The sequence below is a fragment of the Paenibacillus lautus genome (assembly GCF_050482385.1).
GTDB classification, from domain to species: Bacteria; Bacillota; Bacilli; order Paenibacillales; family Paenibacillaceae; genus Paenibacillus_AQ; species Paenibacillus_AQ lautus_B.
Genome location: NZ_JBCNHV010000028.1, coordinates 208,691 through 232,790, shown reverse-complemented (window position 1 = coordinate 232,790; position 24,100 = coordinate 208,691). Strand labels below are relative to the sequence as shown.

Below are 24,100 nucleotides of genomic sequence, written 5' to 3'. Positions count from 1 at the left end.
GGTATATAAATTTCTTTCAATTTTACGTAACCTGGCTTTTAAGCTAATAATTCCATGCCAAACTAAGGGTGTTGGACTACTCTTAATCTCATGGGAGGGAAATTATGAGCAGAAAGCGGGTTGGACTTGGAAAGAAGATCTGGACGAAGTGGTTGCAAATCGGACTTGCTGTATCCTTGGCATTTACGATTCAACTGGAACTGGGCGCGATTCTCGCACCTGTGCATGCCGAGGGGCCGAACGATCCCGCACCCTATATTGCTGCCAAAGTGGTAAATGAGAATGCCGGCAAGAAAATTCTTTTTGATAACACTCATGCCCAGACCGCAGGTGCCGCAGACTGGGTTATTGACGGCGCATTTTCCGATTTTGGACAAGCACTGGCTGCTGACGGATTTGATGTCGCCGAGCTGCGCAAGTCAACACCGATTACTTACAACGATCTAAGCGGCTATTCCGTATTTGTTATTGCTGAGCCGAACATTCCCTTCAAGCAGAGCGAGCAGGCTGCGATGGAACTGTATGTACAAAATGGAGGAAGTATTTTCTTCATTGGCGACCACTATAATGCTGACCGTAACAAGAACCGCTGGGATGGCTCCGAGGCGATCAACGGGTATCGCAGAGGGGCTTGGGAGGATCCGACTAAGGGCATGAGTTCGGAAGAGAGAAACTCGGAGGTGATGCAAGACGTCGTCAGCTCGGATTGGCTCGCAGACCATTTCGGAGTTCGCTTCCGATATAACGCATTGGGTGATATCACAGCTAATCATATTGTAGAACCGGATCAGGCCTTTGGAATCACCGAGGGAGTTGACGGAGTTGCGATGCATGCCGGTTCTACACTAGCGATTACCGATCCGGCCAAGGCCAAGGGCATTGTGTATCTCCCGAAGACGAATGAGTCATGGGGGAGTGCGGTCGATCAGGGCGTATATAACGGCGGCGGCATGGAGGAGGGACCTTATGTTGCCGTAGCCAAGGTTGGATTGGGTAAAGCGGCCTTTATCGGTGATTCCTCGCCGGTAGAAGATGCCACACCAAAATATTTGCGCGAAGAAACAGGAGCTAAAAAGACAACCTATGATGGCTTTAAGGAGCAGGATGATGCCGTTTTGTTAGTCAATATGATCAATTGGCTGGCAGATCAGGAGAGCTATACAAGTCTGGCACAAGTCGGTGACCTTCAATTGGATGAGGTAACAGAGCTGCATTCCTTTGAAGCGCCACAGGCTTCAACGGAGCCTCAACCTGAACCTTGGTCTTCGCCGGCTGCCGGATATAAATGGTGGGACAGCTCGACCTTCAAGCCGGGTTCTTACGGCGGTGCTACAGTGAGCGCATCGCCAGTCTACAGTTTTGTTCACCAATCCGTTTTACCGAATGCAGCAGAGTTTCAAATCCGTGTTCTTATCGAGAACCTGCCTGCCAATTCAACGGTGACCGGATTTAGCGCAGGGATCTATTTGACGGGTGGAACCCAGGTAGCTATGACGCAAAGAGCAGACGGAACCTGGCCAACCGCGTATGGATATGGGGACACCTTCAGCTTGACCGCCGATAGTCAAGGGCGGGCCTATAAGGATTTGACGATACGCGTCAAGCCAGGCACTTCCGGGGTAGCCAATCTTCGATTGCGGCAGAACGGCAATAATCTGTTGACCCAATCCGTGACGCTGGATAACGTGCCTGCCGAGCCATTGCCGGATGCAGGCAGCTCGATTCCGGAATTGATTACGATAGCGGAAGGAAGAAGCAAGCCAGAAGGAAGTCTGATCACGGTTCAAGGTACTGTAACGACTGAACCAGGCATCTATGGAGGACAAACCTTCTATTTGCAGGATGCTACCGGCGGAGTCTATGTGTATCAGAGCAGCACGGGATTTCATCAAGGCGATGTGGTAAAGCTTACAGCCTCAACCACCCTTTATAACACAGAGCTGGAATTAGCGAGCCCGGTCTTAATCGAAAAGGTGGGTACGGAGAAACTGCCGGAGGCAGTTAAGGTCGACTCTGTAAATGCTGCCAATCAAGGCCAACTGATTGCACTTCAGCAGGTGCAAATCACGAATATCATTACGGCATCCCCATCGGGATCCTTCGAATTTGATGCGATCAGCGCGAGTGGGGGCAGCAACCATGTCCGCGTGGATGTTAGAACTGGGCTGAGCTTGAGCGATTTTCCTTATGAAGAAGGACAAGTTGTCAATCTTCAAGGTGTATCCTCAATCTTTAAAGACGTATATCAATTGAAGGTTCGAGGAATAAACGATATTTCGCTTGCGCAGGCGAACGTTCCTCCGGCAACCTCTGCCGCTCTATCGGAGCAGCCGAACACGAACGGTTGGTTTAACCGGAATGTGACCCTTACTTTGACGGCTACGAGTTCGGAGCCGGCATCGACGACCTATTGGTTGAATGACGGAGCTGAGTCCGTATACTCGGGTCCTGTGGTTGTCGACAGAGAGGGGATCAACATCATTCAATACTACTCTTCTGCCGGTGGTGTGGCTGAAGAGACGAAGACGATGCAAATCAAACTGGACAGGACAGCCCCTGCCGTGACGTTGACCCAATCGGGAAGCCGAATCGGAGACGTATGGGAGCAGGATACCCTGAAGTTTGAGCTTCACAGCACGGATGAGATCTCAGGCGTCATTACCCAGAAGCTCCTACTGGACGGACAACGGATTGAAGCGGGTCAAACGATCAGCGCCAAGAAGCTGGGAACAGGAGAGCATGTCATTGAATACCGCGTAGAGGACGCCGCAGGAAACGCGGCCTCAGACCGCGCTGTATTCCAGGTGAAGCAGAAGAATGCCGCCGCAGCGCCGGGCATACCTGTACTGTCAGACAATAATGGTTATAATACAGGCCTTCGAGACGGAAATTACAAGGTAACGATGAATTTGTGGTGGGGTAATAACGGCTCGGAGTTCAAACTGTATGAAGACGGCATCCTGATTCAAACCATCCCATTAAAGGAGGCTTCTCCCTCGATGCAGACAGCTTCTGTCGATATTGCGGGAAAGGCCAACGGCGTATATACTTATGTCGGCGAATTGGTCAATGCATGGGGCGTATCGCAGTCGGAGCCCCTTCGCGTAACGGTGACGGATGCTTCACCGGGCAAGCCCGTATTGTCGCACGATAATTGGGACGGAGATGGCAGCTATCTGATTAGCGCGAACCTGTGGTGGGGGACGAATGCTACCGAATACCGTCTCTATGAGAACGGCGTCCTGATCGATACCCAGGCTTTGACCAACACTTCGCCTGGTATGCAGGCGGCTGTTACGGAAATCCATGATCGGGCGCCGGGTACTTACGAATATTATGCCGAATGGATCAATGCTGCAGGCGTAACGCAAAGCGACCGTATTCAGGTCCGCGTCAGAGCATCGGGCTACCTGCCGCAGCACGCCGCATAATTCATTTAATAGGATGACTTGCGAAAGGCCGATCGGACCGGGGGAACTCGGAGCCGATTGGTCTTTTTCTTTTTGGTATCTACACATGAAACCTTTCTTGGTTGGAAAGGGCTATCATGCCTGCCGATGGCTTTCGCAAAGAGTTTAATGGTTTTCTTGATTGAAGTATCGACGGTCTTCACCAATGAGGACCAGTTTGCTCTGTTTCCGAATTCAACATGCCCTCCGTGTATGGAGAACCATTAAATTGTATCCCTAGAGAGTGGGCTTGCCCCACTCCTTTTTTAATGGGCAAGGATTATAATCCATCGTGACAGCGAAAAGTTTGGATGAAGGGAGCGTGAACGTCAGAAAGCGATCTGCTTGCTTCCGATAAATGTTAGCGCCTTCACAAAAAACAAGAAGAATACAACCGAGCGAACAGAAGCTCCACTGCCTTATTGTCCTTGGGCAGATGAATAATCTTGAGGAGGTATTTATGCTTGCCATTAGAAAAGCAGTTAGTTTGTTGGTAGTGCTTGCCGTAATGATCACAGGATTCTCACCCCGAACTGCCGATGCTGCAGAAATCGATAGTTATTCAATTTCTTCAATGGATATGACGGATGCCGCTGATTCGGCATCTTTGGCACAGACCGCCAATGCTCCGGCCACGATACAAAATTACCCGATGCCATCCATCTATGCAGCATCCAGCGTGTTTTCGTTGAAAGCGAATAACGAAGCGATTCCTGTGATCAGTTATCTGGCTGATTATGATTATGCCCAATTTTCTTTTTCCGGCAGTGTCCGTATCGAAGTAACCAACAATGTGCCGATCACATCATTCTCCATCAGTCCTCAGGCTAAAAACATCGAAGGCGCGGTCAACGGGAACAAGCTGACGTTCACGCTTTCATCCTCAACCTATGTCATCGTAAAAATCAATGACCAGAGGAAGAAGATTGTCATCGCGGCAGACCCCTTGGAAACGGATATCCCCCCGTCCGCCGGTGCCGGGATATATAATGTGACGCAGTCGCCATATCACGCGGATAACACGGGAACATCGCTGGCATCAGACGCGATTCAGCAGGCGATCGATGACGCCCATCAAGCGGGCGGCGGCGTAGTATTCATTCCGGCAGGTGTTTATAAGAGCGGGAACCTGACATTAAAAAGCAACGTAACCTTTTACCTGGCCGGAGGCGCCGTCATTGTTGGCACGGGCAAAGGGGAAGACTACGTGATTGATTTTCGCAAGGATTCACGAAATGCGGATGGAACGTATTTTATTCGTACGGCCGTAGACTCCAGCAATATTACGATTCGGGGACGGGGAACCATCGATGGTAAAGGCATTGCGATGCGCGAGCGAAAAATGCCGGCGCCGAATAAAAATGAAGGATTTCTCAATAACCTGCTCGTTCCGATCGCAACATCCAATTTTACGTTTGATGGTTTAATATTGCGCGATGGCGGTTTCTGGTCGTTTATGGTGGTTCGCTCCGACAATGTAACCATCAACAATCTTAAGGGATTCCAGGATTTATACAAAATCGAGAATGACGTCATCGATATCAACGAGAGTCAGAATGTGCTCGTTCAACATTCGATAGCTATATCGGATGACGACACGTATTCCACTAAAACCTGGCTGCAGACGGGGATGTCAAAAGACTGGCCGGGCGAGCTTGAACATTTGGAGAATGTGGTTTTTGATGATGCTTTTGCATGGACAAGATGTGCGGCTTTCAAGATTGGCATGGGGGTAGCCCAGCCGCAGATCGGTGTTACGATCCGAAACTCGTATGTATTTCAAAGCGCCCGGGCATTGCTTATTGATCATGGTTACCAACTGAATACGCTACCTGAGGAAGGTTACGCCCAAAATATTACGTTTGAAAATATCGACATCGAACGCGTCGGTATCAATCAATTCGGGAACTATTGGCTTGGGGTTTCTACCAGCACTTCCGGCGATGTAAGCAATGTTGTCGTCAAGAACATCAATGTTCGCGAGACCGGTACTCAGAAATCCAGAATTTCCGGAAACGCCACCAAAGGCGGAAGAGTTAACGGCGTCACGTTCACGGATGTTTATGTTGAAGGCAAGCTTGCCGCAACCTTGGACGACTTGAATGTTACCGTTAATAACAATGTAAGCGGCATCGTCTTTGCCAACTCCAAGCCGCCGCTATTCAGCGACAATTTCGAAGACGGAAATACGGCGGGGTGGACGTCGGTGTCCGGCGGCTGGACCGTACCGAAAGTCGGCACGAATCACGTGCTGTCCAGCGGGAATCAGACAACCACATCCCTGATTACTGCGAATAGCGGTGGTTCATGGACGGATTACGCGTATGAAGCCAGATTAAGAATGCCCATCACCAACGCCAACGCGGGCGTTGTTTTCAGGGTGCAGGATGCACACAACTATTATATGTATCGAATTCACTCATCGAATCAACAGCTGGAGTTATTCAAATCCGTGAATGGACAACTGTCGCTTGTAAACAGCACGCCGTTCACGGCCATTGAGAAGCAGTGGTATACGGTTAAAGCGGTTATGCAAGGGAACACGATTGCCTGTTATGTGGATGGAGAATTGAAGATGGAATGGACCAATCCTGTAACCGAATTGACGGCAGGGGGGATCGGATTTCGGACCACCTCGGCTGGCGTCCATTTTGACGATGCCGTGGTTTCCCTCATCAGTAAAGCACCTGAGGGGATAGCCCTTTCACACAACAGCGTTGTTGAAAATACCACTGCAGGGGGCATGGTCGGAACATTTTCCACCAGCCATCCTGATGCGGAAGAAACCTTTGTTTATTCGCTGACAGCAGGTGATGGGGATGCAGACAACAGCAGCTTCATCATATCGGACAATAAGTTGTTTCTTGCCGTAACGCCTGATTACGAAGCCAAGGACACCTACAGCATCCGGGTGAGGAGCACAGATTCAGGGGGCCTGTATGTTGAGAAGATCTTTACGATCCATGTCACGGATGTGGATGAACCTCCTATGGATCCGGATCCTGCAGTCATCCAATTCAGCGACGATTTTGAAGATGGAAATACGCTAGGATGGACGTCTGCTTCAGGTTCCTGGAATGTGACCACTGACGGCACGAAAGCCTTGATCCAGAATCATTCAGAAACAGCGCTCATTACTGCCGGCGATTCTTGGACGGATTATACGTATGAAGCCAAAGTGAAAATGCCCATCACCAATGCCAACGCGGGCTTGATCTTCAGGGTACAGGATGCGAAGCATTTCTACATGTACCGAATCCATTCCTCAGCCCAAAAGCTGGAATTGTACAAATCCGTGGACAACGTCATGACCCTTGTATCCAGCACCCCGTTCACCGCTCAGGCGAACCAGTGGTATACGATGAAGGCTTCCATTCAAGGGAACACAATGAAAGGTTATGTGGATGGAGAACTAAAAATGGAATGGACCAATCCCGAAACGGAACTGACAGCAGGGAAAATAGGATTCCGAACCACCTCGGCCGGCGTAACTTTTGATGATGCTTTGGTTCTGACGCGTGACCCGATTTAGTTAGCAAAACATTCTGTATCGGTTAGTTCAGTAAAAAAGCCGATTCACAGGTCGGTCACAGTTCATGGGATCCCAAGAAGGAGCTGCCCCTAAAGCCATGACATGGCTGCTTGGGGCAGCTTCGTTTTTTTACGTTGTCGAACAGGAGCTGCAGTGACATAATCAAAGCAAACAATTTAACGGAAGGCGTGAAAAGCTTGGAGTACCTCCGCAGGCAATCGTTCCGCAACAAACTTAAGGTCGCTTTTCTGGCCGTCATCGTGCTTTCTGTTCTGATGACCGGAGGATTGTCTTATTATATCTCGACTGCGACGCTGGAAAAGAATGCGCTGAAGCTCACGCAGGACACGGTGGTCAGATCCGCACAGATTGTAGATGAGAAACTGAATAAACTGATGTTGATTATGATGACGTTTATGATCAGCCAGCCGTTCTACGATATGCTGAAGGATGCCGCCTCCGGGGATAGTAGCAGATATTACATGCATCTGAACGATCTTGACAACGTTTTCTCGCAGGCTCGGATCGCCGAGCCGCTAATCCAATCGATCTACGTCTTTACGCCGATTGGCGAATTTTATCCTTCGTCCATGAATCGGAATCGGCTCACTGCATTTGAAGATACCGTTTTGCATGCGCGCATTGAACAGGAGAAAAAGAATCTTTGGGTGGAAGGTCATGAGGATATGCTATTCTCCGGCAAGGAACGCGTGATCTCGCTCATATTGGAGCCGATCTTTGACACGCCGGTCAGCGGCGTTTATATTGTCGTGAATATCCGTGAGGACGGCTTCCGCAAGCTGGTACAGGGGAACACCGCGGAAGGGGCGTCCAGCTTCTTGCTGAACGCAGAAGGTGAGACGGTCTATCCCGTGAAGGAACCGCTGGCCAGGCAGGTGGTGGACGCGGGAAATTTAAGCGGGATGATAAACCGCTCAGAGGGAAGCCAACCCTTTGAACTGGACGGACAAACCTATCTGCTCAATTATGCCCGTCTCGGCATAGCGGATTGGACGATGACCACCATCCGTTCCCGGGACGATGTGCTCCATGACATGGTATATGTCAAATGGCTCATCGCCGGGGTTACACTGGCTGCTTTTACCGTTACTACGCTAATCTCGGGGGCATTTTCGCGCTATTTGCTGAAACCGCTGCAAGGGCTGCTGAAGGTGATGAAACGGGTTGAGAACAACGATCTGAGCGCCCGATTTGAAAGCGGCAGCGGAGATGAACTAGGTCAGGTGGGATACCGGTTTAACCGCATGCTCGAACAGATTGTAGTGTTAATCGACGAGGTCACGGAGGCGCAGACACATAAGCGGACTGCCGAGATCAAGGCACTGTCGGCGCAGATGGATCCGCATTTTCTGTACAACACGCTCAACACCATCTATTGGAAGTTGAAATTGAAGCAGATCGAGCCCTCGCAGCAAATGGTCATGTCGCTCTCCCGCCTGTTCCAGCTCGGGCTGAACAACGGTCAGGAGATTACGACCTTGTCGAAAGAACTGGAGCATGTGCGCCAGTATCTGGAGCTGCAGTTAAGCTGCTATGAAGGTTTATTCTCTTATGAGATCCATGCAGGTGAACCAGAGGTGTCATCGCTTTCGATTCCGCGCATCATTTTGCAGCCGCTGGTGGAGAACAGCATTTTGCACGGTTTCCGCGACCTGAAACACGGCGGCCGGATCGAGATCGAAATCGCCGGGGACGGGGAACGCTGGACGATTGCCGTACGCGATAACGGCATCGGCATGAACGAAGACCAGGTGCGCGCGCTCTTCTCCCGGGAATCGAAGAAAGGGTATGCGGTGTCCAATCTGATCCTGCGACTCCGCCTCTATTATGGGGACAGTGCGGAATTTCATGCAGACAGTGCGCCGGAGCGTGGAACCGAAATACGGATTTCTTTGCCCAAGAAAGGGGAGCATTTGGATGAGCAATTCTAAGGCGATCAGTCTCTGCATTATCGACGATATTAAAAGCGTGGTGGAGGGGCTGACCGCGATGAACTGGGAAGAGCAGGGGATTCGGGTCGCAGGCGTTTCGAGCAATGGGGAAGAGGGGCTTAAGCTGATCAATGGGTTGCGGCCGGATCTGGTTATTACCGATATCCGAATGCCGATCATGGACGGGTTGAGCATGCTGCGTTTGGTGCTGGAAGAGAACCCCGGCTGCAAAGTCATTCTGATCAGCGGTTATGCCGACTTTGAATATGCGCAGCAGGCGGTGCAGCTCGGAGCGTTTGATTTTGTGGTGAAACCCTTCTCAGAAGAAGACATGATGTCGGCTGTGCTTCGAGCAAGGGCAGAGATCATAGAAGAGAGGTCCAAGCGGATAAGTCTGAGGGAAATGGAGAACAAGCTCCGTGAGAGCATGCCGGCGCTGCGGCAGGAATACTTTGCGCTGCTCGTAAGCCACCGCACTTCATGGGAAGAGGCATCGGAACGGTGGGCGTTCTTGAACATTGAGCTGGAGCCGCGCGGTTTCGTGGTGATGCTGATTGAAATTGACCGTTTCCGGGAGCAGGTTGCCGAACAGTCTGTCCAGGAGATGGAACTGATCCGGTTTTCGCTGTTGAATATTATGCAGGAGACGCTTGCCCAGTATGCGTGCAGCGTTCTTTTCCGAGCCGGTCATGACCAGTACTTGGCCGTACTGAACGATACCGGACCGGACCGTCCGATCGAAATTGCCGAGCAGTGCTGCCGGAATATGGAACGATATACCAAGTTTACGGTCTCGGTCGGGGTCGGAGGCAGAGTGGAGGAGATCAGCGGGCTGCCGGATTCCTATCGTCAGGCCCAGCGTGCGCTTTCCCATCATCTGTTTACCGAAGGCAATGCGGCCATTATGTATGACGATATCCAGCAGAGCGGAAGTCAGGAGCCGCTGGCGCTGGAGTACAAGGAAGAACTGCTGCTGGCCCTACGTTCCGGGAATGCCGTCCGGACGGACGCGATGCTGTCCGCGATTTCGGAAGCGCTGCAGAAACGGATCTCCCGGCAAAATCCGGATTATCTCCTCAGTCTGTACGATGAGCTGGCCGCGTCTGCGATTCGAACCCTTTACGAAATGGTTCCGTATTCGGAGATACACCCGCTCATTCAGAGATTCAGAACGGTGCAAGGGACGGCGGGGTTGCCGTTGGCCTCTTTGCAGCGACAGCTGCTTGCCTTGTGCACGGAGGGAGCCGAACTGGTTCGCCGGAACAGCTTATCCGAAGGGCAGAAGGTGATTTATAAAGCCACCGCCTATATCATGGGCCGCTTGTCCGAGGATATTACCGTCGGTGAATGCGCCGCCCATGTGCATCTCAGCGCGAGCTATTTTTCCAGCCTGTTCAAGCAGGTGACCGGAATGACGGTCACACAGTATATCACCTCGGAGCGCATTCAGAAAGCGAGGCTGCTGCTGGTAGAGGGGGCGCAGGTGCAGGAGGTTGCTGCGGCAGTAGGGTATGAAGAGCGCAGATATTTCAGCGAGATGTTCAAGAAGATCACCGGCCAGACGCCGTCGGAATTCAGGGCGGGCTATCACATGGACCGGCCGGAGGCGTGAGGTTCGTGCTGGAGCAGACCATAGAATTCTATCCCTTGAGAGTGAATTTGCCTCACTCCTTTTCCGACTACGGGATTCTATAATTAAAAACGAGCTCACAATACTAACGTTAATCAAAGGGGTAGAATGTATGCGAAAAAAATGGTTAGGTCTCGGCCTGAGCCTCGTTCTGGCCGCCGGAATCGCAGGCTGCGGCGGGAGTGACAACAACAATGGCAATGACGGTACGTCGAATGGCAAGCCCGACGGCGGAACGGCAGCTCCACCCACCGAGGCGGGCCAACCCGTACAGCTTAAATACTGGACTGACGACCGTCATGACCAGGAGTATATCAAGGAATTGATCAACAAGTTTAATGAAACAAACGACGATAACATCCAGGTGGAATTGACGGTCATGTCCGAGAATTACGCGCAAAGCGTCGACATTGCCTTCTCCAGCAACCAGGCGCCGGATGTGCTGCGCTTAAAGAGCGCCAATACATCCGGATTTGTCAAAAAAGGGTATCTTGAGCCGATTGACGAGTATCTGACCGATGACTTGAAAGCGAAGTTCGGCAGCTTGCTGATCGACGATGTCAACCGGTTTGACGGCAAGGTGTACTCGCTCGCCAACACCGGCCTCACCATGCGTCTGGTCTACAACAAGGATCTCTTTGCCAAAGCGGGCATCGAGAATCCTCCGAAGTCGCTGCAGGAAATGGTGGACGATGCCAAGAAAATTACCGAAGTCGGCAAAGCCGAAGGCATTTATGGTTTTGCACTGAACTTCAAAAATCCGAAACAAGCATTTGACCGTTCCGTGCGGGAGATTCTTTCTTTGAGCGGCTACCAGGGACTTGGCTTTGATCTCAAGACAGGCCAATTCGATTTTGAGCCGTACTCGCAGGTCATCGAATATTTCAAGCAAATGTATAAAGACGGAAGCATCCTGCCTGGCGCGGAAGCGCTGGACATTGATCCGCTTCGCGCCCAATTCGCCGCAGGCAAAATCGGTATGTATCTTTCTTTCTCGACGGAGCCGGGCGTGTACATGGATCAATTCCCGACTGAAATCAACTGGGGAGGGGCGTTGGCTCCAACACTGGATGGTCAGATCAAGGGAACTTCCGAAATCGTATCCGCGGGAACGTGGCTCGGCATCAGCGCTCAATCGGCCCATAAGGAAGCGGCTTGGAAATTCATGCAGTATATGCACGGCGACGAGGTTCTGAAGACCTATCATGAAAAAGGCTTCGGGATAGCCATCGTGCCAAGCATTGTAGAGCAGGCTAAAGATCCGGAGATCAATGGCATGGAAGGTTTCCTGGTCGGGGAACACGACTCGCTCTGGCCTGCTTCGCCAAACGTTACTCCTGAGGGTTCCACCTACGCTGACGCTTTCTTCAAATATATCCTTACCGATGAAGATCTGAAAGCGATTACGGAAGATTTGAACACCAGATACAACGCCGCATTGTCCGGAGCGGTGGAGAAAGGCGAGGTCACTGTAACTCCGAACCCTGCCTTTGATCCAACCAAACCGCAGGGAGAATAACAGGCGAGGATGGGGCTGCTGCGCACTTTTTGGCGGACGCCCCTTTTCTTTCCCCTAAGGAGGAACGAATCGTGAGTTTTAAATGGAAACGCGCAGGGGAAAATGCTCTGTTTCTGTCCCCGAGCATCATTTTGACGGCGGCTCTGGGCATCTATCCCTTGTTATGGATGCTGCGCTATATGTTTTATGACTATGCCGGATACGGTGATGCGTTGTTTGTTGGTTTGGACAATTTCCGTCGGCTGATACGCGACGCGCTGTTCTGGGAATCGGTTGGCAATACCTTTATTTACGCCGGAGGCAAGCTGCTTCTAACGATTCCGTTGTCTCTGCTGCTCGCAGTCATCCTGAACGGCAAGCTGCGGGGCGGGAATCTGCTGCGCGGAATCTATTTTATGCCGACAATCATCAGCACTGCGGTTATATCCGTGGTGTTCTATACGATCTTTAATTCCTATAACGGAATGGTTAACACCGTATTGATGAAATTGCACCTGGTCTCGCAGCCGATCGATTGGCTCGGGCCGAAGCATGCGATGCTTACGGTCATTATTGTAGCGGTATGGGGCGCGGTCGGCAACTATATGCTGTTGTTTCTGGCCGGATTGCAGAGCATTCCGCGGGATTTGTACGAGAGTGCGGCGATGGACGGCGCGAACGCCGGAAGACGGTTCTGGAGCATTACGCTTCCCATGCTGGCGCCAATTGCCCAGTTGGTCATCATGCTCGCGATTATCGCATCCCTGAAAGGCTATGAGAGCATTATGCTCATTACGGAAGGCGGACCGATCGGCAAAACCGAGGTCATGTATCTCTATCTGTACAAACTGTTGTTCCCGGTATCCACGGGTTCGCCTGTCCAGCAGCAGCTAGGATACGGAAGCGCCGTAGGCTTCGCGAGCGCTGTAATTGTGGGAGCGATCACGGGCTTGTATTTCTTATTGAGCCGTAAAATGAACAAGTTGTATTAAAGGGTTCAAAAGTTTACATTACAACTTTGCGAAGGCCATTACGATTTGACAACAACGCCGCAGATCGGTTGATCATGAACGGCTGCAGGCGTGCAGGAGGATCAGCATATGAACGAACAGGTGTTACCCCAACAGCCGGACGCGCGAGGTGAAATCGCCGCCCGCCCGCCTTCCGGTCGCGCAGGCAGAATGATGGGCCGTGCGGTGATGTGGCTGTTTTTATTGATAACGGCGATACTGACACTATTTCCTCTATTCATGACATTGTTCGGTTCGCTCAAGACCGGCGCCGAAATGATGACCGGAGGAAGCTTGCTGCCGGCCAAGCTGCAGTTCGTCAATTATGCCGAAGCCTGGAAGCAGGCCCATTTTGCCCGTTATACCTGGAACAGCGTTCTTGTCAGCATTATGGTTACCGTCGGCACCTTGCTGGTCGCTGCCATGGCGGCTTATGTGGTAGAACGTCGCCATTTTCCTGGCAAATCCCTGTATGTGACGACGCAGGCGTCGATGATGTTTATATCCGTTGGTGCCATTGTGCTGCGCCCGCAATTCGATTTGATGGTTGCGCTGAACTTGAATACCACGCTGTGGGGAGTGATCCTCATTCTGATCAGCGCCCATTCCAGCACATTTTTTATGCTGCTGGGATTCTTCAAAGCGATTCCCCGCGAGCTTGATGAGGCAGCCATGGTGGACGGCTCCGGGTTCGTCCGAACCTTCTTCCGGATTATTCTCCCGCTCCTTACGCCGGGGCTTGGCGTGGCGGGGCTGTTTGCCTTCCGCCATGCCTGGAACGAATATATTCTGCCGCTGGTGTTCACGATGACGAACCCGCAGCTGCAGACGCTCACCGTCGGGCTGGCGAATCTTCGTTACGGTTCTTCCGCGGCCATGCAAATTCATTTGATGATGGCGGGAGCATGCCTGTCGATCTTGCCGATGCTTCTCGCTTACATTGTGGCGAATAAGTCCTTTATTCAAGTAACGGCCGGTTCAGTCAAAGGTTAAACTCAATTCCATATACAAGTGCGTGTTCAAAAAGTCCGGTTTTCAGCACCGAGAAGGTTGGATGAAGCCAGGGGCTGAGGAGCGGAGCGTACGTTTTGGGTACGTGAGCACCGGAAGGCACGTATGAATGCAAGATTCGATGCCGAGTTACTTCCTGATTCACTTCGTGATCAAAAGTGAACTTTTTGAACAACCTCTACAAGGAGCATGATGCAAATGAGAGATTCTATAGTAGGACCTTTGTTTTCCAGCCCGATCATTACCCGGCATGCCGCGAATCCGATTCTGACTCCGGGTGATGTACCCTACGGTCCGGCGTTGGTCTTTAATGCCGGGGTTACCAAATTTAAAGGCAAATACGTGATGGTGTTCCGCAATGACTACGGCGATGAACATCAAGGAATCATGGCTCCTCATCATACGACGAATCTTGGGCTGGCCTTCAGCGATGACGGTATAACGTGGGATGTGCAGCCGGAACCGTGCTGGTCCTGGCATGATGAGGAGGTGATCCGCGTGTATGATCCTCGGCTAACGGTGATCGGCGAGCAATGTTATATGTGTTTTGCGGTCGATACCAAGCACGGACTGCGCGGCGGCATTGCCGTCACCGAGGATTTCCGCTCCTTCGAGGTGTTGAGTCTGTCGCTGCCGGACAACCGCAACATGGTATTGTTCCCGGAGCGGATCGGCGGTAAGTATGTCCGGCTGGAGCGGCCGATGCCTGTATACAGTCGGGGCGGGATTGACCGCTTTGACATGTGGATGAGCGACTCGCCTGACCTGAAATACTGGGGCGATTCCAAGCTGCTGTTGGCGGTTGAAGATGTAGCTTATGCCAATGACAAGGTAGGCCCCGGCGCTCCGCCCGTCAAAACGAACAAAGGCTGGCTGACCCTGTTCCATGCCGTGGACATCGATCGCAGGCGGGGCAAGAACGGCTGGGAGGACAGCTGGAAGAAGCGCTATACATCCGGCATTTTGCTGCTTGATCTTGCCGATCCCAGCCGGATCATCGGCAGGGCAAAGACGCCGCTGCTTGCCCCGGAAGCCGATTATGAGACCGATGGAGGCTTTCGCAATCATGTTATTTTTCCGGGGGGCATGATTCTGGAGGATACCGGGGAAGTCAAAATCTACTACGGCGCCGCCGATACCGTAGAATGCCTGGCAACTGCGCATGTAGATGATTTGCTGCATCTTTGTCTGGAAGGTACAGTCAATAAGCAACTATGATCAGTTAAAGCAGAATGGAGGGGGTTTCGATGAAAGGACATATTACGTTGCCGTCCGTCAGCATTCCGGCTGCCCGCGAAGTGGATGTGCTGGTGATCGGCGGAGGAGCTTCAGGAATCGCCGCGGCCATTGCCGCTGCGAAAGGGGGAGCGCAAACGATGCTGGTGGAGCAGAGAGGCTTCCTTGGCGGCATGGGTACGGTTGCACTCGTTCCGGCTTTCTGTCCCTTTACGGATAAGCGGAAGCCGATTATCCGGGGGCTCGGCCTTGGTCTGATGGAACGAATGAAACAGGCATGCGATCCCCAGTACCGCGAGGAATATCAAGAAATGCTGGATTGGGTGCCAATCGATCCCGAAGTACTGAAACGAGTTTATGACGATGCCATTCTGGAAAGCGGCGTGATGCCGCTGTACCACACTTTTGTTTACGATGTTGTCCTGTCTGATGACCGTCGGAATGTTGAGGGTGTCATTGTCGTAAACAAGTCAGGACGATCTTTCATTCCCTGCCGGTATATTATCGATTGCTCGGGAGATGGGGATATTGCCGCACTGGCGGGAGTTCCTTTTCAGAAGGGCGGGGAAGCTGGCGAACTTCAGCCCGGCAGCATGTGTTATCTGCTTGCGAATGTAGACCGTCCAAGGTTCAAACGGTACCTGGAAGAGAGCGGGGACACGGGCCAACTGCACAAAACGGTGGAGCTGGCGATCGAGGACGGCGCACTGCCGGAGGGCCGCAAGTCGATCTCCGGCCTTGCTTGGGTCAGCGACTATTTGGTGGGTGTCAACTTCGGTCATGTATTCGGCGTTGACGGCACCCTTGCCGAGGATTTGACGCGGGGGGCGATTGAAGGACGCCGCACGGCGGAACGCCAGCTTCAATTCTTTCGCCGCTACGTGCCGGGTTTTGAGCATGCCCACATGGTGGCGAGCGGGGAGCAGCTCGGCATCCGGGAGACACGGCGTATCGAAGGGGACTATATCCTGACGGTCGAGGATTTCATTGCTGCGCGCTCCTTCCCGGACGACATTGCCCGCAACGCATACTACATCGATATTCATCTCGCCAACAGCAAAAGCGAAATGACCTTTAACCACCTGCCGCCGGGGGTTTCACACGGCGTACCATACCGGATTATGCTGCCGATTGGCATCGACAACCTTTGGGTTGCCGGCCGCTGCGTGTCTTCGGATCGAGCAGTGCAAGGCTCCCTGCGGGTGATGCCGAACTGCTTCTCCATGGGCCAGGCATCGGGGACGGCAGCTGCATTGGCGCTGCGGGACGGCACCGGCTCGCGCGGCATTTCCGTAGCCGAGCTCCAGGAGCGGCTGCTGGAACAGGACGTATGGCTGGGAGAAGATTTCATTCCGGACGAGAAGCAGAAGGAAGGGAAAACGACGTGAAGCAGCTTCCATTAACGGATGAGTGGTTTCACGGCGCGGTGTCGCTCGAGCGCAGGGAGAATGGAATCAAGCCCTGGCGTATTCCTTACATGGATTACGAACTGTATCCACCTGCGGGAATCGATGGCAAAGCCGAGATATGTGCCGGTATTCGCCTGCGGCTGCGCACGGACTCCACCGAGGTGGCAGTAACTTTTGCACCGCTTGCGGATGACGCCGCCATGGATTGCATGGCAGGAGGAGAATTACGCTTGACGCTCAGTCTGTCCGCTGGAGCGACAGAAGCCTTGTTCAGCGGACTTGAGAACGGATCCAAGGATTTGGAGATTTGGCTTCCGCAAAATATAGGGATGATCGTTACCGGCCTGCGAATTGGGGATCAAGCTCACGGAGTCCCGCTGCCGGATACCCGGCCCCGCTGGGTAACGTACGGCAGCTCCATTACCCAGTGCGTCGGGGCTTCCAGTCCCTCTCGCGCCTGGCCTGCCATTGCCGCCGAAGCCTGCGGTTTCAGCTTGACCAATCTCGGCTTCTCGGGCAACTGCCACATGGAACCGATGATCGGACGGTTGATTCGCGACTTGCCGGCCGATTTCATCTCCATTTGTGCGGGCGTGAACATCTATGGCGGAGGCACCTTAAGCCCACGTATGTTCAAACCGCTGCTGATTGGGCTGCTGAAGACGATACGCGACAAACATAGGTACACCCCGCTGCTTGTCATTTCTCCGATTTATGGCACTCTCCGCGAAACGCAGCTCAATTCGCTGGGCTTCACCCTGCCCATAATGCGAGAATTCATCCGCGAAACAGTGGAACTGCTAAGAGCTCGGGGTGATCGCCATTTGTACTATCAGGATGGCTTGGACTGGTTCGGTCCGAAGGATGAAGCCTTTCTGTCGGATGGCCTGCATCCTGGAGCCGAGGGATATGAGCTGTTAGGCCGGCGTTTTCGCGATCTTCATGAATTTGCGTTACAGGGTGTACATCAAAACGCGGAGAGCTGAATTTTTACTATACGGGTACGACCAATGGGAAGTCCTAACATAGAGGCGTTGTCTTTTTTAACTTGGTTGAACGAAAAAACCTGAACACTTCATAATAAGTCGCATTAGATGCGGCTTATTTGTTTTACCGGCACAAGAAGTTTTCTTTCATCTCTAATTTATAAAAAACCATTGCTACACCACTTTTTATAGCTTATCTCATTATAACGGGGCTATTTTTTTGTGCAGTTTTAGGAGCAGTTTACCGGAGTGGCAGCTGCTCCTTTTCTTTAAAGTTAGCGGGCGCCAAATACACAAGACTTATATTTATACCCGGGTGATATTGATATTTTGTTTTTACCCGGGTATAATTATTGAAAAAGAGCTGTAAAGATGGAGGTATAGAATGCAGACTGAACTAACTCAAATAAGCTGTACTGCCTTTGTAGGGGGAGAGAGCATTGCCAAAGGGTCATTGCAGCACGTTGTTGCTACCGTAAAGGATACCCTGGATGATGAGGAAATCGCCCGACTACTTATTTTTAACGATTTGACCGGAAAACCAATCGATATTGATTTTCGTGGAAAAACAGCTGAGGTACTTCAACGGTTGAGTGATCTCGCTGGCCATACTGCAGATGCGGAAGAAAGCAAACAACCAAGCAGGCGGGTTGGTCGTCCCAAGTTGGGGGTGGTATCTGGTGAGGTTACTTTGCTTCCTCGACATTGGGATTGGCTTAAATCTCAACCTGGGGGAGCTTCTGTAACTTTACGAAAACTGGTCGATGAGGCTCGTCGTTCCGGGAAATATGAGAGTGAGGTTCGCGCGGCACAAGAAGCAAGTTATCATTTTATGACGGCAATGGCGGGCGATTTCCCTCAGCACGAAGAGGCCTTGAGAGCACTGTATGCCGGAAACCGGGATCGTTTTTACCAATTAATTGACGATTGGGCACCCGGTATCAGAGACCATATCAAAACATTAGCCGAGAATGCCTTCATAAAGGAAGAGACCTAAGAACAACGCCAAAATTTGTTGACAACAGCAAAAAAAAAATCGAGAGGAATGTTATGAACGTGACTGAATTGATTCGTTACATTGAACCGACTCAAAACAACGGCATGAAGTTTGTACGCCGAAACATGGAGGGGGCTATATTCATGTTAAATCTGCTGCGTTTTCGTGATATCGCAGACTACACATCTCACCCTGAACTAGCCCCTAATGAACCGATCAGTGGGGCGGAAGCTTTCGACCGATACATGAAACACACACTCCCTTTTTTACATGAAAGTGATGGGGAGATCGTTTTTATGGGCAATGGAGGGGAATATCTGATTGGCCCCGAAGATGAAAGTTGGGATTTTGTCATGTTGATTCGTCAAAGCAGCATGCAGTCGTTTCTTGCCTTTTCGGATCATACAGCGTACTTGGCGGGTATTGGACATCGGACTGCGGCCCTTGAAGATTCCCGCCTGCTGCCCATAGCAGAAATTCCTAAAGTCATTTAGATGGAGGAGAAAACAACAATGAGTATTCTGAAAGTAAATGGTATTGATCTCGCCTATGACAGTTATGGCAACGAAACGGACGAAACGATCCTTCTGATCGCCGGGCTGGGAACTCAAATGATCCGTTGGACAGTTCCATTTTGTAAGATTTTGACGAAACGAGGATTTAGAGTCATTCGCTTTGACAATCGTGATACCGGACGATCCACACATTTTAACCAATACGCTGCATTGGATTTTGAAGCACTCGCAAAAACACTGATGTCGGGACAACTCCCCGATATTCCATATACACTTAATGATATGGCTGACGATGCGATCGGGCTCCTGGACGCACTTGGGATAAAAAAGGCACATTTGGTTGGCCGCTCAATGGGCGGCATGATTGCCCAGCTTACAGCCAGTCGATACCCTGAACGGGTTCTGTCCCTTACTTCCATCATGTCGACAACAGGAAACCCAGACCTTCCCCCAACATCCCCGGAAGTCATGGCATTGATGACTCGGCCTGCACCGAATCCGATGGAGGATGAGGCAGGGTATTTGGCTCATAATCTGGCTTTTGCCAAGCGCATTGCCGGTTCCGGCTATCCGTTCGAAGAGAACGAGTATCGTTCACTCATTCGAGAGGAAGTTCAGCGAGCTTATGACCCGGGCAGTATTGGGCGGCAAATTGCAGCAATTGCCGTTTCGGGCGACCGCCGTCCGCATCTGGCAAAAGTAAACGTTCCAGCATTGATCATTCATGGAATGGACGATCCGATGTTTGTCCCCGCATGTGGCAAAGACACGGCTGAAACCATCCCTGGCGCAGAGTTCATGTTGCTTGAAGGCATGGGACATGATCTGCCGCCGCAGCTGTTTGAAACCATTGCCGATGGAATTGAACGGACAGCCCGGCGCAGCGGATGATTTTAAAAATACGATGTTATCGCATGACTAGAACACTTTATCATTGAAAGCCGCTATTTTTAGCGGATCTGAGATAGCATTTTCTGCTGCTTCAGAGAATAAAAGATCTATAGACACGTCTGTCGCTAGCAGTAAGAGTAATTTGACACACGAAGACCTTGGGTTATAAATATTGATTATGATATTCTCCGTTGACAGATTTACATTATGCTTTGTCCAGTGAGCTTGTTTGGCAGCTTGTACTTTATGGAATTCACTTTGTGACATGGCTGTTATTCGGGGTTCTGATTGATTGGATAATTACACGATTGAGATTAAGATAGGAACCGCCATACTCTGGCGGTTTTTTTATGTCCATTAATAAAGGAGGACGCTAGGGCCGAATTGAGATAAGAACGGTTCTAAAGAGAGGTTCTTCTGAAAATGTCCTGATATGAAACCAAACTTTATTTGATACTATGTGTTTTATATATGTAGATACTTAAAAAAGTCTTAGTAGATGGCAAAAGTCGATGCCTCTACCGGGTATGCGTTGGTAAGCAGCATGGTCGGTACCGTTGCTTTGGCACGCGCGGTTAGTGATCCGAAGCTCAGCGATGATTTATTATTGGCAGGGAAAACCCAGGCTAAGTTAATCATAGAGTCTTATCTAGGTTAAAGGTAAATCTATTCATAGTGAACAGGGGGATAAATCTGATGATCATTAGAGAAGCAAGTAGCGCAGACTATCCACAATTGAGACAAATTTATCTTGAATCCCGTCGTGAAAGCTTTCACTGGGCCAATGCTGATGAGATGACGCTTGATGATTTTGACCAGGATACGTCCGAAGAACAAATTCTTTTGGCTGATGAGAACGCCCAAGTCCTTGGATTCGCCTCATTATATGTCCCTAATCGCTTTATTCATAATCTGTTTGTACACCCGGCTGCTGCCGGCAAAGGCATTGGCGATCTGTTACTCAAACGCGCTGTGGCAGAACTGGGGACACCCGTCACGTTAAAATGTGTCTCCGAGAATCATAAAGCGCTTCGTTTCTATAAAAAGCGGGGCTGGAAGGCAGTAGTAGAGGAAGGGCAATCTGGGGCGAAATATTGGGTTCTTGTTTATGAATGAATCCTGATGAAAAGAACTTGTACCGATTGCCCGGAATGGACAAGAACATAGTACTATTGCAGATTAATTTGAACACAAGGAAAAACTCCTTTTACAATCATTGTCAGTACGTTATAATACAATCACCAGGTGGATACCCAACAAAAAAGTGAAATATTGTAATTAATTAGTGGAGTCTAAGTGATAGCTGATACTGATTAACGGAACCTAGCATTGGGTGATGGACACCACGTAAATTTAGGTTGGATTATCTCCTTTTCACAGTCATGTAGTTACCCTCGGCTCGTCATAGTCTTGAGCCGCTTATTACATAATAGATATCGGAGGTATGGTTATGGTCAAGAAGAAAATTTTCACGGCGCTCAGCGCAGCTTTAATCGTCTCTATTCTGGCTACTGGCGTAATAGTCGCTACCCAAGGTAAAACAACGTTAGAGGTAGAGAAGACAGCAGGGGATAAAAAGGTTGAAGTTATTAAAGCATAAGCGAGACTTGCGCCTGAATTCAAAAGTCAATGGAATCAAAAAACTTTAAGAGTGGCAGCAACCAAAGATGAAGTGCTCCCTGCTAAGTAGAAAGTCAAAAACAAAAATAGTTCATTTATTAACCCCAGCTCGGTTAACCCAGCTGAGGTTTTTTCATTATCAGTATGCATTGAAAAAAATGCTGACCTGTGGATCCAGCTGTTTTGCTTTCCAGATGAAAATAATTATGGCCATCCACTGTGCGCCCAAGCCAGTCAAGGTTTGCTTCATTATTGGGCAGCAGAGAACTTGCGGGAGATTTCCCGATATGCTGTTGGTGACATGCCTTTTTTAGCCGTAAATTGTTTTATGAAGTAAGTGTCATACTCAAATCCGGTAGCACGTGCAATTTCATTTAAGCTCATGTCTGTATGAGTCAGAAGACTCCCCGCAACCTTCAAGCGGTGCGACAGTAAGTAACTCATCGCTGTGCACCCGCATCTTTCCTGAAACATCTTATTGAGAGAAACGCGGTTCAAGTACGCGCATTTTGTCAAATCTTCCAGGATGATTTTGTCCGGATAATTGGTGTGTATATATTCAAGAACTACATCCACAGGTGATTGTTCGCTGTCACGGTTTAAATCCTCAAGCACCCCTAATATTTGTATAAGGTATTTTTTTATTCTACATGCCCAGAGCGCATCGCTTTGCGCATACACTTCTGTGCCAAGCACAAAAAACCACTCAAATAATTGAGGATATGCCTTCTCGGTTATACGAGGTATCCCAGTTCGTCCAGGAGACTTATGAAACAGCGAAAGACCTGTTTGTATTTTCAAATCGGTCGGAAAGTAATTTTGTGTTTCAGAATGGGGGATCGAGTTAAGAAAATCAGGATGAAAACAAAATGATGATGCAGAAGCGTTGTGCTTATCTAAAACTTGTATCGTATCCTCTGCAGACAAACAAAGAATAGCGGGTGCTGAAATGGTGACCGGGCGTTCGTTCAATATCCCTTTTATACTTCCATTCGTAACAAAAACAAGAGTAAACCGCTCCGGGTAGGGGAAATGTGCAAAATCTTCGGCAGCTACAAATTCGATATTTACGGTTCTGTTTTTATGGCGGTCAATTTGTGACATAGTTCTCACCTGACAGATAGTATAGTTAAATCCTTCATTTATAACAGTGTATCACAAAAATACAAGGGATATAATTTAGATATTGACAGAAAGGTGGTTATAATAATGGCAATTAACATCGCAATTAACGGTTTTGGCAGAATTGGCAGACTTGCATTTCGGCAGCTTTTTGATACGGAAGGATATAGAGTTGCAGCCATCAATGATCTTACAAGTCCGCAGATGCTTGCGCACTTGCTGAAGCATGACACCACGCAAGGGCGTTATGATGCCAAGATTTCTTATAGCGAGAACAGCTTGAACGTGAACGGACTGGATATTCCGATCTATGCCGAACAAGACCCCGGAAAGCTCCCGTGGAAGGAACTGCAAATTGACGTTGTTCTGGAATGCACGGGCTTCTTCGCATCAAAAAAAGCGTCAGCGGCACATATTGAGGCAGGCGCCAAAAAGGTGCTGATCTCCACCACCGCCGGGAAGGATGTTCCCACAATTGTTTTCGGTATCAATGAACATACATTGACTAAGAACGACACCATTGTTTCGGCTGCTTCCTGTACGACGAACTGCCTTGCGCCAATGGCGTATTTCTTGAACGAGCTTGCACCACTCAAAAAGGGCTTTATGACCACCATACACGCTTACACAAACGACCAGAATACCTTGGATGGACCCCATGCCAAAGTCGACCTGCGGCGTGCGCGTTCTGCGGCGGGCAACATCATCCCGACCTCAACCGGAGCAGCAAAGGCAATCGGATTAGTGATCCCGTCCTTGGATGGCAAGCTGGATGGAACATCGCAAAGAGTACCGGTCATGGCGGGCTCACTGACAGAATTAACCGCAGTGGTAGGCGGCTCCGTGACAGCAGAGCAGGTCAATAAGAAGATGGAGCAGTCCCAATCGAATGAATATGGGTATACAGATGAACAGCTGGTTTCGTCTGATATTATCGGCATGACTTACGGCAGTTTGTTTGACGCAACCCAGACAAAGGTAACAGAGCTAGGAACAGATACATTGGTGAAAATTGCGGCATGGTATGATAACGAGAACTCCTTTACCAGCCAGTTAATACGCACCGCAAAATACCTAGCAAAATTGTAATGTTTAGCGGGCTAGAGGATACTAAAAAATGAGCGAATAACCACAAGAGCTGCCATAAGCGGTGAAACAGGGCATAGCACTTAAATTCACTTTAAAGTGGGGACAGATCCCCTAACGTGAGACAAATTAAAAACACCTTGAGGAGGATGCAAT

General features: G+C 50.2%; 18 protein-coding genes. 17 read left to right on the top strand and 1 reads right to left on the bottom strand.

Features of this window, described 5'->3' with window-relative positions:
• The first annotated feature begins 104 nt into the window (after positions 1-104).
• From ABEW73_RS29685 to ABEW73_RS29610, 16 genes are all read left to right on the top strand, one after another.
• Positions 105-3,431 (top strand): endonuclease, encoded by a 3,327-nt coding sequence (locus ABEW73_RS29685; RefSeq protein ID WP_430171464.1) that lies wholly within the window; start codon positions 105-107, stop codon positions 3,429-3,431.
• A 478-nt stretch (positions 3,432-3,909) separates the two neighbouring features.
• Positions 3,910-6,981 (top strand): family 16 glycoside hydrolase, encoded by a 3,072-nt coding sequence (locus ABEW73_RS29680; protein ID WP_430171466.1) that lies wholly within the window; start codon positions 3,910-3,912, stop codon positions 6,979-6,981.
• Positions 6,982-7,178: 197 nt separating this feature from the next.
• A complete protein-coding gene (locus ABEW73_RS29675) occupies positions 7,179-8,933 on the top strand; it encodes a cache domain-containing sensor histidine kinase (protein ID WP_430171468.1) in 1,755 nt (584 codons plus the stop codon).
• Complete coding sequence (locus ABEW73_RS29670) at positions 8,920-10,545, top strand: response regulator (protein ID WP_430171470.1); 1,626 nt, start codon at positions 8,920-8,922, stop codon at positions 10,543-10,545. Before ABEW73_RS29675 ends, ABEW73_RS29670 begins: the two co-directional genes overlap by 14 nt.
• A 130-nt stretch (positions 10,546-10,675) precedes the next feature.
• Positions 10,676-12,082 carry an ABC transporter substrate-binding protein gene (locus tag ABEW73_RS29665; protein ID WP_430171472.1) on the top strand — a complete coding sequence of 469 codons (1,407 nt, stop codon included), beginning with the start codon at positions 10,676-10,678 and terminating at the stop codon, positions 12,080-12,082.
• A 71-nt stretch (positions 12,083-12,153) separates the two neighbouring features.
• Positions 12,154-13,053, top strand: a complete 900-nt coding sequence (locus tag ABEW73_RS29660) for a carbohydrate ABC transporter permease (RefSeq protein WP_430171474.1) — start codon at positions 12,154-12,156, stop codon at positions 13,051-13,053.
• 108 nt (positions 13,054-13,161) lie between these two features.
• A complete protein-coding gene (locus ABEW73_RS29655; RefSeq protein WP_430171476.1) occupies positions 13,162-14,064 on the top strand; it encodes a carbohydrate ABC transporter permease in 903 nt (300 codons plus the stop codon).
• A 216-nt stretch (positions 14,065-14,280) separates the two neighbouring features.
• A complete protein-coding gene (locus ABEW73_RS29650) occupies positions 14,281-15,300 on the top strand; it encodes a glycoside hydrolase family 130 protein (protein ID WP_430171478.1) in 1,020 nt (339 codons plus the stop codon).
• Positions 15,301-15,329: 29 nt separating this feature from the next.
• Positions 15,330-16,706 (top strand): FAD-dependent oxidoreductase, encoded by a 1,377-nt coding sequence (locus ABEW73_RS29645; protein WP_430171480.1) that lies wholly within the window; start codon positions 15,330-15,332, stop codon positions 16,704-16,706.
• Positions 16,703-17,713: an SGNH/GDSL hydrolase family protein gene (locus tag ABEW73_RS29640; protein WP_430171482.1), complete on the top strand. Its 1,011-nt coding sequence runs from the start codon at positions 16,703-16,705 to the stop codon at positions 17,711-17,713. The genes ABEW73_RS29645 and ABEW73_RS29640 overlap by 4 nt, the downstream gene beginning before the upstream one ends.
• A gap of 385 nt (positions 17,714-18,098) precedes the next feature.
• Positions 18,099-18,710 carry a DUF2239 family protein gene (locus tag ABEW73_RS29635; protein WP_430171484.1) on the top strand — a complete coding sequence of 204 codons (612 nt, stop codon included), beginning with the start codon at positions 18,099-18,101 and terminating at the stop codon, positions 18,708-18,710.
• Between the two features lie 53 nt (positions 18,711-18,763).
• Positions 18,764-19,204: a DUF1330 domain-containing protein gene (locus tag ABEW73_RS29630; protein ID WP_430171486.1), complete on the top strand. Its 441-nt coding sequence runs from the start codon at positions 18,764-18,766 to the stop codon at positions 19,202-19,204.
• A gap of 18 nt (positions 19,205-19,222) precedes the next feature.
• Positions 19,223-20,116 (top strand): alpha/beta fold hydrolase, encoded by an 894-nt coding sequence (locus ABEW73_RS29625; protein WP_430171488.1) that lies wholly within the window; start codon positions 19,223-19,225, stop codon positions 20,114-20,116.
• 499 nt (positions 20,117-20,615) lie between these two features.
• Positions 20,616-20,774 carry a hypothetical protein gene (locus tag ABEW73_RS29620; RefSeq protein ID WP_430206414.1) on the top strand — a complete coding sequence of 53 codons (159 nt, stop codon included), beginning with the start codon at positions 20,616-20,618 and terminating at the stop codon, positions 20,772-20,774.
• A gap of 38 nt (positions 20,775-20,812) precedes the next feature.
• Entirely contained in the window at positions 20,813-21,232 is a 420-nt protein-coding gene (locus ABEW73_RS29615) for an N-acetyltransferase family protein (RefSeq protein ID WP_430171492.1), read from the top strand.
• 334 nt (positions 21,233-21,566) lie between these two features.
• Positions 21,567-21,716 carry a hypothetical protein gene (locus tag ABEW73_RS29610; protein WP_430171494.1) on the top strand — a complete coding sequence of 50 codons (150 nt, stop codon included), beginning with the start codon at positions 21,567-21,569 and terminating at the stop codon, positions 21,714-21,716.
• A 269-nt stretch (positions 21,717-21,985) separates the two neighbouring features.
• On the opposite strand, the gene ABEW73_RS29605 is transcribed toward ABEW73_RS29610, so the two are convergent.
• Positions 21,986-22,840 (bottom strand): helix-turn-helix domain-containing protein, encoded by an 855-nt coding sequence (locus ABEW73_RS29605; protein WP_430171496.1) that lies wholly within the window; start codon positions 22,838-22,840, stop codon positions 21,986-21,988.
• A 105-nt stretch (positions 22,841-22,945) separates the two neighbouring features.
• On the opposite strand from ABEW73_RS29605, the gene gap reads away from it, so the two are divergent.
• Positions 22,946-23,947, top strand: coding sequence for a type I glyceraldehyde-3-phosphate dehydrogenase (gene gap, locus ABEW73_RS29600; RefSeq protein WP_430171498.1), 1,002 nt, complete (start codon positions 22,946-22,948; stop codon positions 23,945-23,947).
• The last annotated feature ends 153 nt before the right edge of the window (positions 23,948-24,100 follow it).

Excerpts from the sequence above, each read along its gene's own strand:
- ABEW73_RS29620 (WP_430206414.1), top strand. The coding sequence starts at position 20,616 with ATGGCAAAAGTCGATGCCTCTACCGGGTATGCGTTGGTAAGCAGCATG.
- ABEW73_RS29670 (WP_430171470.1), top strand. The coding sequence starts at position 8,920 with ATGAGCAATTCTAAGGCGATCAGTCTCTGCATTATCGACGATATTAAA.
- ABEW73_RS29650 (WP_430171478.1), top strand. The coding sequence starts at position 14,281 with ATGAGAGATTCTATAGTAGGACCTTTGTTTTCCAGCCCGATCATTACC.
- ABEW73_RS29655 (WP_430171476.1), top strand. The coding sequence starts at position 13,162 with ATGAACGAACAGGTGTTACCCCAACAGCCGGACGCGCGAGGTGAAATC.
- ABEW73_RS29685 (WP_430171464.1), top strand. The coding sequence starts at position 105 with ATGAGCAGAAAGCGGGTTGGACTTGGAAAGAAGATCTGGACGAAGTGG.
- ABEW73_RS29665 (WP_430171472.1), top strand. The coding sequence starts at position 10,676 with ATGCGAAAAAAATGGTTAGGTCTCGGCCTGAGCCTCGTTCTGGCCGCC.
- ABEW73_RS29625 (WP_430171488.1), top strand. The coding sequence starts at position 19,223 with ATGAGTATTCTGAAAGTAAATGGTATTGATCTCGCCTATGACAGTTAT.
- ABEW73_RS29645 (WP_430171480.1), top strand. The coding sequence starts at position 15,330 with ATGAAAGGACATATTACGTTGCCGTCCGTCAGCATTCCGGCTGCCCGC.
- ABEW73_RS29680 (WP_430171466.1), top strand. The coding sequence starts at position 3,910 with ATGCTTGCCATTAGAAAAGCAGTTAGTTTGTTGGTAGTGCTTGCCGTA.
- ABEW73_RS29615 (WP_430171492.1), top strand. The coding sequence starts at position 20,813 with ATGATCATTAGAGAAGCAAGTAGCGCAGACTATCCACAATTGAGACAA.
- ABEW73_RS29630 (WP_430171486.1), top strand. The coding sequence starts at position 18,764 with ATGAACGTGACTGAATTGATTCGTTACATTGAACCGACTCAAAACAAC.
- ABEW73_RS29610 (WP_430171494.1), top strand. The coding sequence starts at position 21,567 with ATGGTCAAGAAGAAAATTTTCACGGCGCTCAGCGCAGCTTTAATCGTC.
- gap (WP_430171498.1), top strand. The coding sequence starts at position 22,946 with ATGGCAATTAACATCGCAATTAACGGTTTTGGCAGAATTGGCAGACTT.
- ABEW73_RS29635 (WP_430171484.1), top strand. The coding sequence starts at position 18,099 with ATGCAGACTGAACTAACTCAAATAAGCTGTACTGCCTTTGTAGGGGGA.
- ABEW73_RS29605 (WP_430171496.1), bottom strand. The coding sequence starts at position 22,840 with ATGTCACAAATTGACCGCCATAAAAACAGAACCGTAAATATCGAATTT.